Genomic DNA, 16778 nt, shown 5'->3' on the forward strand with positions numbered 1-16778 from the left:
TCCCCACCCCCCTATCCCAAAAACAGCTTGTATGCCGGATTCTTGTTTTCATCCCAATAGCGATAGCCCAGGTTATCGAGAAAAGCTTGCCACTCTTCCATCTCGTGCGGGGGAACCTGGATACCAACAACGATTCGTCCGTAGTCTGACCCGTTGTTGCGGTAGTGAAAAAGACTGATATTCCAATTGGGACTCATGGAAGTAACAAACTTCATCAATGCACCGGGACGTTCAGGAAACTCAAAACGGTAGAGCAATTCATTGTGAGCCAGGAGAGAGTGCCCACCTACCATGTGCCGCAGATGTAATTTAGTTAGTTCATCGTCTGTTAAATCAAGAGTTTCAAATCCTTGAGCTTCAAAGTTTTCTACCATCTTGGCAGCATCAGCACGATTTTTAATTTGCACACCGACAAAAATATGGGCTGTTTTTTCATCAGCAATGCGATAATTAAACTCAGTAAGATTACGATTACCAATACATTCACAAAACTGGCGAATACTTCCCCGTTCCTCGGGAATTGTGACTGCAAAGATGGCTTCGCGGCGTTCGCCCAACTCTGCCCGTTCTGCCACAAAGCGGAGGCGATCAAAATTCATGTTTGCACCACAGGCTACAGCAATTAAGGTTTGTCCCTCGATTTGCTCTCGTTCTGCGTATGCTTTGGCAGCTGCGATCGCTAATGCACCGGCTGGTTCTAAAATTGATCGCGTATCCTCAAACACATCTTTAATCGCAGCACAAGTATCATCTGTATCCACCAAAATAATTTCATCTACATACTGCTGACACAAACGGAAGGTTTCTTCACCTACTTCTCGCACCGCCACACCATCAGCAAATAACCCTACTTGAGACAAGCGCACCCGATGTCCAGCTTTTAGCGATTGAGACATCGCATCAGCATCTATTGGCTCAACGCCAATAATCTTGATTTCGGGACGCAAGCGTTTTACATAAGCCCCAATCCCAGAAATTAATCCGCCCCCTCCAATCGCTACAAAAATCGCATGGATGGGTTGCTGATATTGTCGTAAAATTTCCATCCCAATTGTTCCCTGTCCAGCAATGACATGAGGATCATCGAAAGGATGAATAAACGTCAAACCTTTTTCTATTTCTAATTCACGGGCATAGCTATAAGCATCGTCGTAAGTGTTTCCATGTAAGACGACTGCTCCGCCCCTCATTCTAACCGCGTCCACCTTGACTTGCGGTGTGGTTACTGGCATAACAATAATCGCTTTGGTTCCTAAGCGATTGGCTGCAAGGGCGACTCCCTGAGCATGGTTCCCCGCAGACGCGGCAATTACACCCTGTGCCAATATATCTGGTGGCAGCTGCACCATTTTGTTATAAGCACCCCGCAGTTTAAAGGAAAATACTGACTGCATATCCTCACGTTTCAGCAGCAGTTGATTATTCAGCCGCGCAGACAAATTTGGGGCATACTCCAGTGGTGTTTCCTGGGCAACATCATACACACGGGCAGTCAAGATTTGGATGAGGTAGTCGCAAAACATGGGCGTCAAGGTGTTAGCAAATGCCGGATGGAAACTAATTTTACGTTACAAGTGATCGCACTGGTTTTATTTAATTGCACTCTCTCAAAGTTTTGAGTGAATAAAATTTACAAATTACTACTGTTTGAAGAGAAATAAGTTCGTAATTTAATTTTTTTAGTGACCTAAAATTCAGTGCGATCGTTGGTAGATTCATTTTAAAAGAGTTTCGCTAACTGTCCGAGTATTTAGGCCAACAGATAAGTTTAGCGAACTAAGGCGTGAGTTCTACTCTAACTTTGCTGCTGCTATGAATTTGCCGATGAGCATAACTGGTACATCTTATAGTAGTAATTCTCCGATCGCATCTTGGATGGATCATAGGCAGAGACTGAACTATATAAATGTATATGCTTATACAGCACCTGATGAATTTGTCCCATTCCGCCCATTCATTCTTCGACTGGCTATTAATAAGAGTGCTGGTAGAGTCACGACGTTCAGAAAAGGACAAGTTTGCCGAGGTCTTAATTTGATGTGGGACTTTGAGTTAACTGTACTACCAAAAGAAATTTTAGACTTTCTTCCCTGGATAGTTAACTTAGTGGAGTCCCATGACAAAGGTTCGCCGTTGTTGCTACAATCACCACCCCATTCATTTGAATTAAAAGTACCAGAAATCGGGTTATTTAATAACGCATGGACTCAGAAAGCTTGGCTCCTTGCAAATTCCACAATAGATTTATCCGAAATATAAGAAATATAATCTGTGTGCAGAAAAAATCGTAGAACATAAATTTGAATGTCTACCATTTGTCTAGCATAATGAAAAATCCTACTTTAATATTTGCAGCGATCGCTACGCCCGCCGTTGACATTAGCGTTCGCGCAGCGTCTCGTAGAGAAGCGGTAGCGAGTCCTCTCCCAAGGGGAGACGCCAAGGGCGATAGCGTAGCGTTAGCGAGTCATCGAGCGTCACGAGCGTCAGCCTTTGCAAGAGTTTGCATCGCAAAATTTTTCGGTCTACTGACTATATGTCTGATAATTAATAAGGCAATCTACAGAGAGCAAAGATGCAGACTCTCCAAAAACTCACACTCCCAAGTATGGGCTGCGGGACTTGGGCCTGGGGCAACCAACTGCTTTGGGGATATGATGAAAGTATGGATGACCAGTTGCAAGCGGTGTTTAACCTTAGTGTAAGCAACGATGTGACTTTATTTGATACAGGTGATTCTTACGGAACTGGGAGATTGAATGGTCGCAGTGAGTTACTTCTGGGACGGTTCAGCCAAGAATATGTAGGTTTAGGCAAAGAAAATATTTGTATTGCGACTAAGCTTGCTGCTTACCCGTGGAGATGGACACGTAAATCAATGGTAGAGGCTTGTAAGTCATCTGCCCAACGTCTGGGAAGAAACGTAGATTTGGTACAGATGCATTGGTCTACAGCGAATTATGCTCCTTGGCAAGAGAGAGGACTGTTAGATGGACTTGCCGATTTGTATGAGCAAAGACTAGTTAAGGGAGTGGGACTATCCAATTATGGGCCTAAACGGCTTAAGCAAGTGCAGAAAAAGTTTGCTGAACGAGGCGTTTCTATTAGTACTTTGCAAGTTCAATACTCTTTGTTGTCTACATATCCTGTCACCCAGCTAAAGCTCAAAGACCTTTGTGATGAGTTGGGAATAAAACTTATTGCCTACAGCCCTCTGGCTTTGGGGCTATTGACAGGAAAATACTCTGAGCAAGGCCCTTTGCCCAAAGGTATCCGAGGTCTGCTGTTTAGGCAGATATTACCAGGAATGCGATCGCTTTTGGCATGTTTACAAGAGGTGGCACAGTCCAGAAACAAAACTATGTCTCAGGTAGCAATTAATTGGTGCATCTGTAAAGGAACCATTCCTATCCCTGGAGCAAAGAGCCTGGAACAAGCAAAAGAGAATATTGGTGCATTGGGTTGGCAATTAGACGCCAGTGAGATTATAGAGTTGGATAGGGCGGCAGCGAATGCAGACAAAAAAATGGTACAAAATATATTTCAAACTAAGTAAAATTTCAACGTTGCTGAATTTGAATATGAATCATTGCAAAAACCTGGTTTAAGTCGGAGAAGAAAAATACTTGGATTTTACAGAAATTCCGACATAAAACAGGAGTCAGAATACAGAATTCAGAATTGGTGAATACTCTATCCATAAAAAGATAGAGTTTTAAGGCGAAAATTTTTAATACTACTTTTGCCCACCCTTAGACAAGCTCAGGGCATCGCTAGGGGCGAAAGCGCGTGGCGGGACAAAGTACGATTTTAAACTAATATTCAGAACCCAGTTCTATAGAATTTATACTGAATTCTGACCGGAGGCGGAGAGTCTCCGGCTTTGCTCCTAAGTTCTGAATTATTCTCATAAACCTCTTAATTATGTTTAGCAAAAGCCAAGTCACTTTCAATAAACTTAGCACCTGTGAGGTTAGCCCCACTCAAATTGCAGAAGTGAAAATTTGCGCCTCTGAGGTCAGCTAGCGATAGATTAGCTCCTGTTAAATCTACATCAGTAAGGTTAACTTCACTTAAGTTAGCGCTACTTAAGTTAGCCCCCCTCATATCTGCTAATTGTAGGTCTGCTCCCTTTAGGTTTGCCCTCATAAGGTATGCCTTACTCAGGTCGGCTCCACTTAAATTAGCTTGACTTAGGTCTGCTGCTGTTAAATCAGCTTTACTTAAATTGGCTTTACTTAGGTCTGCCCAACTCAACTTCGCATAACTTAGATTAATTTCATTCAGTTTCACTGATGTAAATACTGCACACCTCAAATTAGCATTAATAAAATTTCTTTCTCCGATTGCATAACGGCGTAAAATTTCATCAGTTGCTATTCTGTCTAAAACAGCTTTTGATGCGCCTTGATAACACCATGCAGCTTCTAATAGTTTGGTAACAGTATTAACAGCTACCTCATCACATTTAGCTATTATCACACCATTGCAACCATCCCACTGACCGTTAAGTATAAAGGCAATTTCACTAGCGGCAGCAATTGAGTCAAATAGTAAAATAGATTCTTTGTGGCCTTTTAACCAGCTATTCCAACCAATGGAGATAATATTTTTCATTTCTATAAGTTTTGGCGCGTTAAGTGACGATTACGGCTCTAACTTCAAGAGATTAATAAACTCTAGCTTACTCTATCTCTGCCTTGAATTATTTATTCAAGCTTAGTTCTACCAGACACCATTACAAAAAACTGGGCTTCGCTTTTCAAGACTGCCTCTTTTCTTTTATGTGCCAGCTAGTGACAGAGCGCTGCACAAAGACTTACAAAACTGATGCAGCCCATCTACAGCACCCAGTCACAAGGGAGTTACAATCGACTTAAGTACAAACTCTGCAAGAACTAAGTTCTAAGCAGCTGAGTCTGAGCGTTCTATTTGCTGCCGAATGGTCTCAATAGAAGCATTAATGCCAGCCAGTCTGGACTCTAAATCATCTCGTATCCAAATCAAGAATTTTAATTTCCGCTCTAAGCCAGCTTTGCGCGAAATAGGTTCGCTTCCATAACAGGCATTACCCCAAAAAGGAAACATAGTTTACCTCTGTATTTAACTTTTGTAACAGCGCGATATATTGCACTACTACACTACATTATGACTAATCACAATCAGGCTGGTGTGTGTAACAACCGACCTAAATTTGACGTGCTTAACGAACTTTACTAAAAGTTATCTATTCAAATGTGGTGAGAGTGCGATGGCGTACCTGCCCGCCGTAGACATCGCAACCCATTAAATGGGAACCCTATTATATAATTGCGTTCCTCACTGCCATGAAATTATTGAATTTTTTTAAGTCCAAACTAGCTATTACAGCCTTAGCGATCGCAGTAAACATCACTGTGATTGTCATTAATGTACATTCTTCCGGTTCAAATCCCCCCATTATCAAGAGTACAATTACTCAGCCTCAAATACATATTCAACTTGTTCATACACTGACTGGACACAAAAAAGCGATTTTTGGTGTTCCAGCAATTGCTATTAGCCCCGATGGGCAAACCCTGATTAGTGGAGGTAGAGATGATACAATTAAAGCTTGGAATCTACGTACTGGAAAATTGCTGCGTAGTTTATATGCTCGCTCAGATGGTGTTACATCAATTGCTATTAGTCCAGATGGCAAGCTGATTGTAAGTGGTGGGATAACTACCCCAACAATGAAGGTTTGGGATTTACACACTCAATTAATGCTTAACAGCGAAAGTGGACATACCCAGCCAGTAGAAACCGTTGCTATTAGTTCAGATGGTAGATTGATTGCTAGTGGCAGTGATGATCATACAATCAAACTTTGGGATTTACACACATTTAAGCTGCTTGATACCATTGCTGCACACTCAGGCTTTGTCAGTAAGGTTGCAATTAGCCCTGATATGCAAACCCTTGTAAGTGCTGGGGGTGGCGATGACAATACAATTAGACTCATTGATCTGCAAACTAAAAAAACACGCCATATTCTCAAAGGGCACAAAACCGGAGTTGATGCTATTGCCATTACTCCAGATAGCAAAAAGCTCGTCACTGGCAGTTTTGGTCAACTCGTTTCTCGAAATCGTGCAATTAGCACCCTGAAGTTATGGAATCTTCAAACTGGAAAACTCCTGCATGAGTTTCCTGACAATTTTAGTTCAGTTGAATCTCTTACCATCAGCCCCGATGGAAAAATTCTCATCTGCGGTAATTATGATGGCAGTATTAAACTGTGGAGTTTAGAGACTTTAAAACTCTTGCACACCTTTCGAGATGGTTCCAGTTCTGTTTTAGGGCTTGCTCTTAGCCCAGATAGTAAAACCCTTGCTAGTAGCAATGAGGATGGCACTATCCATATTTGGCAAATTAACTAACAGCATTAGTTATAAGATGGTGCGTTAAGCTAAAGCTGTAACACACTCTACTTTAGTTTTACTTTATAAATGGTATCTAAGGCAGAATAGTATGATGGGATAATTGCTGATTTGCCTTTACAAGCTTAGTAAAGTTTTGCAAAGTTTTTTGATACTTTTCTTCAGCTACCCAGAATAAATCATTATGATTTGCATCTTCAACCCATAAAGAAAGTTTTGGAGATATTGCAGCATTGAACAATTTTTCTCCATGAGCAAAAGGAATGATATCGTCTGCTTTCCCATGAATCACCAATATGGGACATTTGACTTTTTTTATCTTCTCCAAATTGGAAAATTTATCAAAAGGTAAAATCCGAAAAGGTACTATTACTTGGAAAGCGGAAATAAACGAACTTTCAATAATTAAACCAGCTAGTGGTTTCTGCATTGCTAAGTTTACCGCAGAACCACCGCCAACCGAACGCCCCAAAACTATAATTCTTTCAGGTGATATTTTTAAATTTTGCGTCAAATAATTGTAAGCGCTATTGATATCTTCATAAGCATGACTTTCTGTTGGCTTTCCTTGACTCGTACCATAACCACGATAATCATAGGCAAAGACACTAAAATCCCAGTCGTGTAATCTTTTTAGGATTTGTTTAATATCTCCTAAATCTTCAGAATTACCATGAGAATAAAGAATGGTATAATTAGCTTTATTGTTCAATAAATATGTAGCTGAAATTTTAGTATTTACCCCACTTTGTAACTTAATAATTCCTGGATTATCCTCATAGGTAGAAGGTTTAGACATAAAAATCATGCTATCTGACTGAAAATATACATATCCACTAAAAAAGATATAAATAAATATTAAAGATTTAAGCAGTCGTTGCCAAGTCAAATCACCAATTAGCAATTTTATAAGTTGCTGTTTTTCCATTAAATTTTATTTTTAGGATAAACCTTGAGCAATAATGAAGGCGCTAGTATCGGAAGGCGGAAGTTAAAAGTCAAAAGTTTTGTATATTAAGGCTTTTACAAGTTTTAAAATGGTAGCTTGATTTACGCCGCCCTGTACTAGTCGTCAGAATTTAGTTGGGTATTCTATACCACTGATGAATGAATAAATGAGTTTAACACAGCAGATTGCAAGTTACTAAGTTACAATATTTTGCTCTACAGCAAGTAAAAAAGTTTTTTTACTTGCTGTAGCTGTGATCGACTGAATATCATACCCAATAAGGACTATTTTGATTTTCGTGCCGATTTGGGCGGTGTTCGGTGTGCGCCAAAGTACTTCTCACTGCGATAGCGCAGCCAGACGCGCAACACTTGCGGAATCTGCTCTTTTTGTTCCTTGCTCAGTGTATTGTAAAGGAAGATTGCGCGATCGCGTTCACCTCTACAAGCAGCATTGTTGTGAGCATCCCAATAGCTGCGGGCTACCCGAATCCGCCGACAGACTTCCTTAATTAGCGCTTCTCCTGTGAGTGGAGCGTCCTGCTTTGCCATACTCAGATGCGATAAATTTATAATGCGATCGTAGCGAGTCAGACTCATTCTCACAATTACAACCCAAGCAAGTCAAACCCGCAAATCGATTTCACTAGACTTTAGACACAGACTGCAAAAGTAACTTAGCAATTAAATCCTGTAAAAACATAAATTTCTTCACTCCTAAGTATGTTGATTATCCATATTGTTTCGTCTTTAAAAGAGATTGATGCTCGGTAGAATAATTTATGCGTATTCATCATCTTAATTGCGGTTGTATGTGCCCGATTGGTGGGGCACTCTTCGACGGTTTTAGTCGTGGGCTAACAGCCTGTCTCGTCTGTCACTGTCTGCTCATCGAGACAAATCAGGGACTCGTTCTCATAGATACAGGCTTCGGTCAGCGCGATGTCAAAGCGCCATTATCAAGACTTAGCCCCTTCTTCATGAATTTGAATCGTATCAAGTTTGAAGAAAAATACACGGCGGTTACAGCTATTGAGCAGCTCGGCTTGAACCCGCGCGATGTCCGTCATATAGTGCTTACTCACCTCGATTTTGACCATGCAGGCGGGTTGGAAGATTTTCCCGAAGCAACTGTACATGTAATGCTCAGTGAGATTGAAGCAGCCAAAGAACGGCAAGGCTTTGTCTCATCTCGACGTTACCGCCCTGGCCAGTGGGACGAAGTAAAAAATTGGAAGTATTATTCGGCTGGTGGTGAACCTTGGTTCGGCTTTGAGGCAGTACGCAACCTCGAAGGACTACCGCCCGAAATTCTCCTGATACCACTCGTCGGTCACACACGGGGTCATGCAGGTATCGCCATTGAGACATCCGAAGGTTGGCTTTTACATGCAGGCGATGCTTACTTTTATCGACACGAAATCGGCTCTCCTAAACGAGTTTGTACGCCTGGTCTACGTGCCTACCAGTCGTTCATGGAGGTAGACCGCAAGGCTCGACTTTATAATCAAGAAAAGTTACGTGCGTTATCGCTCGACCACAGTAGTGACGTGCGCCTCTTTTGTAGCCATGATGCGATCGAGTTCAAAACTTTCGCTGACCAAGATAATTCGCAATTGCAGAAAGACAATTTGCGCTCAACAGCTTCCAATTAGTTCAAAAACTCAATGCATCTCAACGAAATTATGCGGTTTTCAAGGTTCTGCTGAGATGCGTTGATGAGTTTTAATTCAAGGTAAAATGTCTTACTTAAGCTTGTCAAGCTTTTAATACCTGCTCAAGTGGATTTCAATAAGCATTGAGAGCAAGAAACAGCAGAATCTTTGCTACAGGGGATGCCTGCGGCGGGCTACGCCTACACAAAATTTCAGAAAGCACTTTTACTCTACAACGTGAATCGAAATGAAAAAATGTTGAGCAGATTTTCTTTATTCTCAATGTTGCATTTTTTTAAACATCTGTTACATTACTTTACAGACAGTTACAATTGCTACAACACTTGAACTTTGGAGTTTTACTGATGACAGGTTTTAAGAATCCTGCGCCTATTGTTTCAGAAGATCCTAATGCTGTACGTTTTGGCTTCACTCCTCAGAGTGAAAACTGGAACGGTCGTCTTGCGATGATTGGTTTTTTATCTGCGATTTTGATTGAAGCTTTTTCTGGTCAAGGCTTACTCCATTTCTGGGGCATCCTCTAAATTAATGCTAGCAGGGTAGCACACCCGTGCTACCCTTAACTGCTCAGTTCACGCCAATAATTCGTTTCTAAGGGACTTCCGATGCCATACTTTTGGAGCATACACTGAATTAGCATCAGTCCACGCCAATAATTCGTTTCTAAGTATAAATACTTTAGCAATCTATTTAGTTAAAATGAATTAGCATCAGTCCACGCCAATAATTCGTTTCTAAGGGACTTCCAGAAAATAAATTATCCAATTTACTCAGATAATATTTTTCTTTCTCCCCCAGCAAGACAGCTAATAGCCCCCCTGCCTACACCGCAATAGGATATTGTTTTAGTTGGAAGTCCCTAACCTATGGTGGTTGTTAAAATTGGTGCAAAATATCATATTTTTCCGGTTGAGCCAAAATATAAGTGAATAATTACTTTACATTGAATATGTATAGCTAAAACTCATGGAAATACCCCAACGCGTATCAGTCCGCTACAAAGACGCGTCCTTCAACAGTAATGAAATCCGTTTGAAAACTTTTCGGCTTGGTTTACAAATATGGGAAGAACAAACTAAACCTAGAAAAACAGAGCTTTATCAGTTTATATCGTCGTGCTTGAAACAAGTTGACCGCCAAGATCGTTTTATGTTTTCTCTGCTGTTCATAGAATTAACAGACCTCATACGCAATTCTTCGTTGGAAAGGGGGACAAAAGAGGTTTTGATTAAAACAGCTTTTAGGGAGTTTGCTTGTGCAATAACAGACTTTGAAGACGTTGGCAAGTAAGGTTGGTTATGAGGGTGCTGGTATTGCCTAAGCGTAGCCTAAAATATCGCTTCCAATTCGCAACACGCCTTTAACCCCTCCGCACTAATATGGTATTGCCTAAGCGTAGCCTAAAATATCGCTTCCAGAAAGCGAAAGTGCAGTAATCGTTGGTTATGAAGGTGCTGGTATTGCCTAAGCGTAGCCTAACCCAAACATTACCCTGAAGTCAGCTAACCTAATCAAATAGGATATTTATAAGTAAGCAGCTTTCCCATCAGATTAGTTTTTTTGCTGAATGCGCGGATGGTGCCATGTTAGTCATGGGTGGTATAACTTTATTACTGTATAAGCGAAAAGCAGGTTTAAAAATACAGCATTTGTAAGCATATCTCCAACCTTTTCAGAAGTTGGGGATATGCTTACAAAGTAGGTATGACTGCTATAGTTGCACTCATATAATCAGAATACTCTGTAAGAAAGCTAACTGCCTTTTGTATTGTTAGTTAACTACTTGTTTCCAGAAAATAGAGGCGATCGCCTTTTGTGTAGAAATTGGATTTTTACTATCGACTAAGCACCTGCATCGAGATTGTGAAAAAAAGCAATCCTGAGAGCCAATCGGCACTGTAGTGCAGTCGATGCTACTGGAGTTACCATGTGCCAGGAATTATCTGAGCGCACAATCACGGCCGAAAACTGGTTCAGTGGTGCAATATCTTGGAAGACAGATTCTGGTTTTTCGTCAAGGAGAATTCGCAAACAACCACCCCAGTCCATAGGCCATTGTTCATTGAAAAATAGCAAATGAGTCAAAGCTTTCGATGGTTCATCAGTATGAGGGCGATGACAGTGACCTAGATTATATCGACGAAAGCCAATCACCATTGCACAGTCTTTCAATTCCACCCCAGACATCTGTGTTAAGGCTTGGCGGTAAGCAGGTGTCCACAGTTCTTCTATCATTTGTCGCCAAATACTGCTGAGATTACCAAGATTAGAAGATAATCTTCCTTGTGTAATGCGATCGCGCCAACGATCTGACAACTCAGGGCTGGCGCCATCACAAAATTTGTACATCAAAGCAATATCCTCATTACTAGCAAGCATCTCACTCCAAAGATACCCATATCCTTCCCCTATTGATAAGCGAAACTGTTCCTGGGGAAAGCTGGCAGCAAGTTCCAAGCTAGCTGCTTTGGGCAACAAATTCTCTATCACTGCATAACTGTATGGAACTGATTGCATTGTTGTATGATAAATGGCATCTAAATTTAGCATTCTCAATCTTCTTTGGATTATGTTAGTAATTTACACTATCTGTATGATTGCTAAATTCAAGCTTGATATTATAAGTCAATAGTTTCCAATTTCAGCATTTAACTAATTTTGGCGACTGAGGTATATATTCTTTCTTAACAAAGTTATTTTGTTACTAACTATTTGGGAGAATAGTAGTAATTATTACAATTCCTACAACTGAATGAGATTAGGTTGAGTGTGAATCTTGATTGAGCTATTTATTTATCAGCCGATCATAAAACTAAAATGAGTGTTTTCTTCTCAGATGAGGCGATCGCTAGGTTAATTCAGGAAGATGTTCCCTACCTAGATTTGACAACCTACGGGCTTGGCATTGGCAAGCAACCTGGTGAAATCGAGTTTTCTACCCGTCATCCGATGACCATTTGCGCTACTGAAGAAGCAGCCAGAGTATTAAAATATTGTGGTGCCGAAGTTCATTATCAAGTCGAAAGTGGTACAGTCTGCCAGGAGAAGCAATTAATTCTTCAAGCTAGTGGCACTGCTCAAGCTTTGCATAGTGGCTGGAGAGTTGCTTTAAATTTGATGGAATACGCCTCTGGCATTGCTTCGCGTACAAGAGTATTAGTAGATACTGCCAAAACAGTAAATCAGTCTGTTTCTATTGTGACTACTCGTAAATGTTTTCCAGGTACTAGAGCGCTTTCCATCAAAGCAGTTCTAGCTGGCGGGGGCTTTTTTCATCGCTTAGGATTATCTGAAACAGTTCTGATTTTTAACCAACACCTGATATTCCTGGGAGGTATAATTGGGCTAATTGAGCGCATGAATGAACTGCGACGACAGTTTCCAGAACAACATATTTGCGTTGAAGTAGATACAGCAAAAGATGCTTGGATGGCTGCTCAAGCAGGTGTAGATTTAATTCAGTTTGATAAAATTCCCCTACCAGACCTTGAGACTCTAGTTTTGAAGTTGAAGCAGCAATATCCAAACTTAAAACTAGCAGCAGCTGGTGGTATTACCTCCGAAAATATAAAGGATTATGCTAGCACCGGTGTAAATATTTTAGTGACAAGTTCACCGTACTTTGGTAAGCCATGCGATATTGCAGTCAAAATGACGATGGCAGAGTAGTGCATTTTGATATTTAGTTTGATACTTAAGATTGCAGTTGTCAAAACGTAGGAGTTGAGCCAGAAAGAACAGCGCTTAGGCAAGACTTAGAATGGAAGTAAGTGGGCGTTTTACGAAGCTCTTAAGCAGTTGATGAAATAGAGCGATATAGCCATTTATCGCTCTATTCACCGCACTAGTAATTGTAGCATTTATTTGGTCTATTGGTTGTATACACGGAATAGTTTAGTTGCTGTATGGTTTTGCTTCAACTATAGTGTCAGGACAACTACAACCCTTCTCCATAACTCGGACAGTTTTCCAATTTACAGGTGAGTCTCACTTAGGAATAAGAATTAAATAACATACAATTTATGTCCCTAGCTTACCTCACCCTCAATCCCTCTCCGATATGTTGGAGAGGGAAGCTAGATACAGGATGAAGTTTTGCATTTTATTTAATCCACGTTCCTTATAAAGAGTTTATTAACTTGATAGTTACCTATTTATAAGGTAAATAACGACAGCTTAGTTTCTATACAATATTAAGCTGAACTATTTTAAAAAGAAATAAAAATTAATTTTGTTCGTATTTGATTACTATATTGGTTGGTATTTTACTCAATAAGTTGGTATTATCTTCATTAGATTACACAGATACACTTATCCATTTGGAAAAACGCAAATCTAACAAGAGGTTTGCGACTAACTTTGGCGTCAGGATTTACTAGTTTTTAATAACTCATATTAAAAACTAGCTATTTAGTAGTGTCTGGCAAGGAGTTGAAAGTTTAACGATAGAACCGTTTTTATTTTCGTCTAACAGAATCTATTGTCAAATTGCTCAATTTTGGCGATAACGATACTAATTTTTGGTGAGCAAATAGCTTTGAGCAAAACAATCTAGTTTTTTCAATATTCAATAGTAAACGGAGAAATGTTTTATGCGTTTTACCCGCACGATACCCATTGCGTCTTTAATACTATCGATACTGGTCTTATGGCAGCCCACTTTAGCTGATTCAAGAAGTGGCCTTCCCTCGGAGCAAGAAGAAAAAATACCTTCTCTCTGGGATAAAAATAAGTGTCTTGGAGGTTCTTCGCAAAGTTTTCGCTTGGGTGGAGAACTCAATAATCCAGCCACTTATAACTTGCAAAAACTGCGAAATTTACAAGATACTTTAAAAAAACAAAATCCAGCATTAGTTACTGAAATTACTGTAAGCTTCCAAACCGGCTCAGGGCCACGAACAGAAACATACTATGGAGTCCCCCTATGGGAATTGATTAATAATCCGAAAGCCGGAGGTGGTCTAAAACCTGGGAATTCTGGGGTGAATTCCAAAAACTCTTTTCTGAGGCAATATGTTCTAGTTGACGCCACAGATTGCTATGGTGCAGTCGTAGCTATTGGTGAAATTCAACCTAACTTTGAAGGAAAAACAGTGCTAGTTGCATTTGCAAAAAAAGGTAATGATGGTAAAGTCGTGCCTTTAACAGACGAAGGATTTGCTCGTTTAGTAGTTCCAGGTGACAAAGCTGGAGGTCGTTACGTTAGTAATGTGACAAATATCGTCATATTATCTGCTCCTCCTTCTCCTTTGAAACCAAAATATTTCTGATATAGAGACTAAGGTTGTCAATCTCAATAATATCAGCAATAACTTCTGGAGACATTTGTAAATCTATTGAGTATGACAGGTGAAAAGCAAGTTTTACGCCCACCATGTCTTCAATAATTAACAAAGCCCAATAGGGTTTGGATAAGCTGTTGAGGCAGGGGAAGAAAAGAGTTATTGAGCAATAATTTTTTCTCAATAACTGCTTGCCTCAACTGATAACTTTCTTAACCGAACCGCATTGTAAGTAACAAAGCCAATATTTGTCTATATAAAGTAATTGACATTGTTCCAACTAAGTTGGTAATGTTAGCTTTGAGGATAAAATACCCAAAAACTTGAAGATTTTAGCGAACAGATGAAAAAATATTTTTTGATAGGTTCTTTGGCAGCTTGTGCCTTTAGTGTTCTGATACCAAATCAAGCTTTTGCAGCTAATCTCAACTTATATGGAGCAGGTAGTTTAAGAAATGCACTAACGGAAGTCAGCCAAGACTTCACCCAAGAAACAGGAATAGGAACGAATACAGTATTTGGGCCATCAGGGATTAGAGAGCAAGCAATAGAAACAGAACTCCAACTGGGACAACCTACTGCTGATGTCTTTGCTAGTGCAGATATTGGAAATCCCCAAAAACTTTACATTAAGGGGTTGAGCAGTCAGCCAGTGGAATTTACTCAAAACCAGATTGTAGCGGTGTTTTCATCAAAGTATTCCCAGGCAAAAATTACACCAAATCAGGTGTTAGATTACTTACTAAATCCCAATATCAAGTTGGGAATTGCAACACCTATATTAGATCCTCTTGGAGACTACACTCAACAGATATTTACTCAAGCTAATTCAAAAAACCCTGGTAGTTTTGATACGCTCAATAGTAAGGCCTTGCAATTAACAGGTGGAACGAATTCCCCAATAGTCCCATCAGGACAGGACAGCTTAGTATATTTTCTTGACAAAACTCAGCAAGCAGATGTTTTCTTAAGTTACTATACTGGCGCGATCGCATCGCAAAAAATTGATCCGAGCTTGCAAGTAGTTGGGCTACCAGATTATTTGTCTGTTGCAGCACCATTCGGTTTAACAGTTATCAAAAATGCTGACCCGAACGCACAGAAACTAGCAGATTATATTTTGTCAGAGAAAGGACAGCAAATTTTGCATAAGTATGGCTTTACTAGCCCCACCAAATCAGTACCCGAACCCAACTATGTTTGGGGACTATTACTAGCTACGGCTATGGGTTTAGCACTCAAGAAAAAATTGGTAGATCCAAAGCAAAAGATACAAGTTTAAAATCTTGGATAAACTGAATCAAAATTGTAGCGATCGGAAAATGATTGTTGGCAGAGGCAATCAATTGTATAGCCCTTACTACGAGTAAATCATTCTATAAAAATGAATTACGATTAGCTTATGTACCAATAATTATCAGAATGCACCAAAATAATTAAGTAGACACATTACTAAAAACAGTTTTGAATGAATGTTCTGCCAAGCTTTAACTGTCCATTTTACTATTCCACTATCGACTTTTTCAGCATCTTCTAATACCAGTCTGATATCTAAGTTCTTCTATAAGGCAGAAGATAACATCTCACTAAATGAGGATAATCCAACAATCTGATAATTGTTACTATAATCTAGTTCAGAATTATTCTATAACTAAGGAGGATTAAAGTATGGAAGTTAGCGCTCGTAATTCCTTAAAAGGAACTATTAAGGAGATTCACACAGGAGCAGTCAACTCTGAGGTCATATTAGAAATTGTGCCTGGGGTGGAAATAACTGCAATTATTACCAAAGAGTCAGTAGAGCATCTCCAACTTCAAGAGGGAAAACAAGCGATCGCTGTAATTAAAGCGTCGGATGTCATAATTGGTACAGAATAGCTCGAAATGAGTAGATATGCACCTTGGGTTTGGACACAGGATTGATACTTGATAATAGACTTCTTGCATGAATCAATGAGCTTTCACCTTAAATCCCTCTCCCAAGCTTAGGAGAGGGACTTTGAAATTAGCTCCCCTTCTCCCAAAATTGGAAGAAGAGGTTGGGGGATGTAGCAAGCTCCCGCAGGGTGGGCGAATTTTGCATTTGTGCAAGAGGTCTAATGAAACTGAATCAATTGATTGGGACGATGATTTTGTGACTGAATCAAAATTGACTGTTCTAGATACAGTTAGAGACAAGTTTGAATATGAAACAAAATCAATGTCACTTTTTCAATCTGTTTTTACATACCATGTCTGATTTTTTGGTAAATTATTTGGGTCAGTAGTGATTTGCCAATAAATTATTAGTCTGGATTCGCTTTCATTTATCTGTTGTATATATCTTTTTTCTGACTTCCATTCAAATAGGCAAAATATTCTTAATAATTTGATAATTAAATGGTTTAAGGCTCTGGTAGCCAAAAGGTAGTCGCTAGAGGGAGCAACGCGATTTGGTGAGGTAGGATCAAAAACCAGCGATCGCTAAAAAT

Annotated in this window: 16 protein-coding genes; 10 read left to right on the forward strand and 6 right to left on the reverse strand. The window is 39.9% G+C overall.

The window, feature by feature from the left end:
- Positions 1-11 precede the first annotated feature (11 nt).
- On the reverse strand, positions 12-1523 hold the full coding sequence (gene ilvA, locus ACFE90_RS25000; RefSeq protein ID WP_375505156.1) for a threonine ammonia-lyase, biosynthetic: 1512 nt from the start codon (positions 1521-1523) through the stop codon (positions 12-14).
- A 301-nt stretch (positions 1524-1824) separates the two neighbouring features.
- On the opposite strand from ilvA, the gene ACFE90_RS25005 reads away from it, so the two are divergent.
- Both ACFE90_RS25005 and ACFE90_RS25010 read left to right on the forward strand, forming a co-directional pair.
- Positions 1825-2259 (forward strand): hypothetical protein, encoded by a 435-nt coding sequence (locus tag ACFE90_RS25005; protein WP_375505157.1) that lies wholly within the window; start codon positions 1825-1827, stop codon positions 2257-2259.
- Positions 2260-2575: 316 nt separating this feature from the next.
- Positions 2576-3556, forward strand: coding sequence for an aldo/keto reductase (locus ACFE90_RS25010; protein ID WP_375505158.1), 981 nt, complete (start codon positions 2576-2578; stop codon positions 3554-3556).
- 362 nt (positions 3557-3918) lie between these two features.
- Here the strand turns inward: ACFE90_RS25010 and ACFE90_RS25015 are convergent, their stop codons facing one another.
- Together ACFE90_RS25015 and ACFE90_RS25020 are read right to left on the reverse strand one after the other, a co-directional pair.
- Positions 3919-4617, reverse strand: coding sequence for a pentapeptide repeat-containing protein (locus tag ACFE90_RS25015; RefSeq protein WP_375505159.1), 699 nt, complete (start codon positions 4615-4617; stop codon positions 3919-3921).
- Between the two features lie 288 nt (positions 4618-4905).
- The gene (locus tag ACFE90_RS25020; protein ID WP_375505160.1) at positions 4906-5088 is read right to left on the reverse strand and encodes a hypothetical protein; all 183 of its coding nucleotides are present in this window, start codon (positions 5086-5088) and stop codon (positions 4906-4908) included.
- Positions 5089-5327: 239 nt separating this feature from the next.
- On the opposite strand from ACFE90_RS25020, the gene ACFE90_RS25025 reads away from it, so the two are divergent.
- Positions 5328-6401, forward strand: a complete 1074-nt coding sequence (locus ACFE90_RS25025) for a WD40 repeat domain-containing protein (protein ID WP_375505161.1) — start codon at positions 5328-5330, stop codon at positions 6399-6401.
- Between the two features lie 76 nt (positions 6402-6477).
- On the opposite strand, the gene ACFE90_RS25030 is transcribed toward ACFE90_RS25025, so the two are convergent.
- Together ACFE90_RS25030 and ACFE90_RS25035 are read right to left on the reverse strand one after the other, a co-directional pair.
- Complete coding sequence (locus ACFE90_RS25030) at positions 6478-7329, reverse strand: alpha/beta hydrolase (protein ID WP_375505162.1); 852 nt, start codon at positions 7327-7329, stop codon at positions 6478-6480.
- Between the two features lie 305 nt (positions 7330-7634).
- A complete protein-coding gene (locus ACFE90_RS25035; protein ID WP_100897963.1) occupies positions 7635-7901 on the reverse strand; it encodes a Precorrin-3B methylase in 267 nt (88 codons plus the stop codon).
- Positions 7902-8161: 260 nt separating this feature from the next.
- Here ACFE90_RS25035 and ACFE90_RS25040 point away from each other — a divergent pair, with 260 nt between their 5' ends.
- From ACFE90_RS25040 to ACFE90_RS25050, 3 genes are all read left to right on the forward strand, one after another.
- Positions 8162-9004 (forward strand): MBL fold metallo-hydrolase, encoded by an 843-nt coding sequence (locus ACFE90_RS25040; protein ID WP_375505168.1) that lies wholly within the window; start codon positions 8162-8164, stop codon positions 9002-9004.
- A gap of 365 nt (positions 9005-9369) precedes the next feature.
- On the forward strand, positions 9370-9549 hold the full coding sequence (locus tag ACFE90_RS25045; protein ID WP_012407782.1) for a chlorophyll a/b-binding protein: 180 nt from the start codon (positions 9370-9372) through the stop codon (positions 9547-9549).
- A 442-nt stretch (positions 9550-9991) separates the two neighbouring features.
- Complete coding sequence (locus ACFE90_RS25050) at positions 9992-10315, forward strand: hypothetical protein (protein ID WP_109007228.1); 324 nt, start codon at positions 9992-9994, stop codon at positions 10313-10315.
- A gap of 552 nt (positions 10316-10867) precedes the next feature.
- Here ACFE90_RS25050 and ACFE90_RS25055 read toward each other — a convergent pair.
- Complete coding sequence (locus tag ACFE90_RS25055; protein WP_375505163.1) at positions 10868-11575, reverse strand: 2OG-Fe(II) oxygenase family protein; 708 nt, start codon at positions 11573-11575, stop codon at positions 10868-10870.
- A 267-nt stretch (positions 11576-11842) separates the two neighbouring features.
- On the opposite strand from ACFE90_RS25055, the gene modD reads away from it, so the two are divergent.
- From modD to ACFE90_RS25075, 4 genes are all read left to right on the forward strand, one after another.
- Positions 11843-12694, forward strand: a complete 852-nt coding sequence (gene modD / locus ACFE90_RS25060; protein ID WP_375505164.1) for a ModD protein — start codon at positions 11843-11845, stop codon at positions 12692-12694.
- Positions 12695-13617: 923 nt separating this feature from the next.
- Positions 13618-14295, forward strand: coding sequence for a hypothetical protein (locus ACFE90_RS25065; protein ID WP_375505165.1), 678 nt, complete (start codon positions 13618-13620; stop codon positions 14293-14295).
- Between the two features lie 355 nt (positions 14296-14650).
- The gene (gene modA, locus ACFE90_RS25070; RefSeq protein ID WP_375505166.1) at positions 14651-15589 is read left to right on the forward strand and encodes a molybdate ABC transporter substrate-binding protein; all 939 of its coding nucleotides are present in this window, start codon (positions 14651-14653) and stop codon (positions 15587-15589) included.
- A gap of 386 nt (positions 15590-15975) precedes the next feature.
- On the forward strand, positions 15976-16185 hold the full coding sequence (locus tag ACFE90_RS25075; RefSeq protein WP_375505167.1) for a molybdopterin-binding protein: 210 nt from the start codon (positions 15976-15978) through the stop codon (positions 16183-16185).
- The last annotated feature ends 593 nt before the right edge of the window (positions 16186-16778 follow it).

This window comes from uncultured Nostoc sp., from assembly GCF_964245445.1.
Classification (GTDB): Bacteria; Cyanobacteriota; Cyanobacteriia; order Cyanobacteriales; family Nostocaceae; genus Nostoc.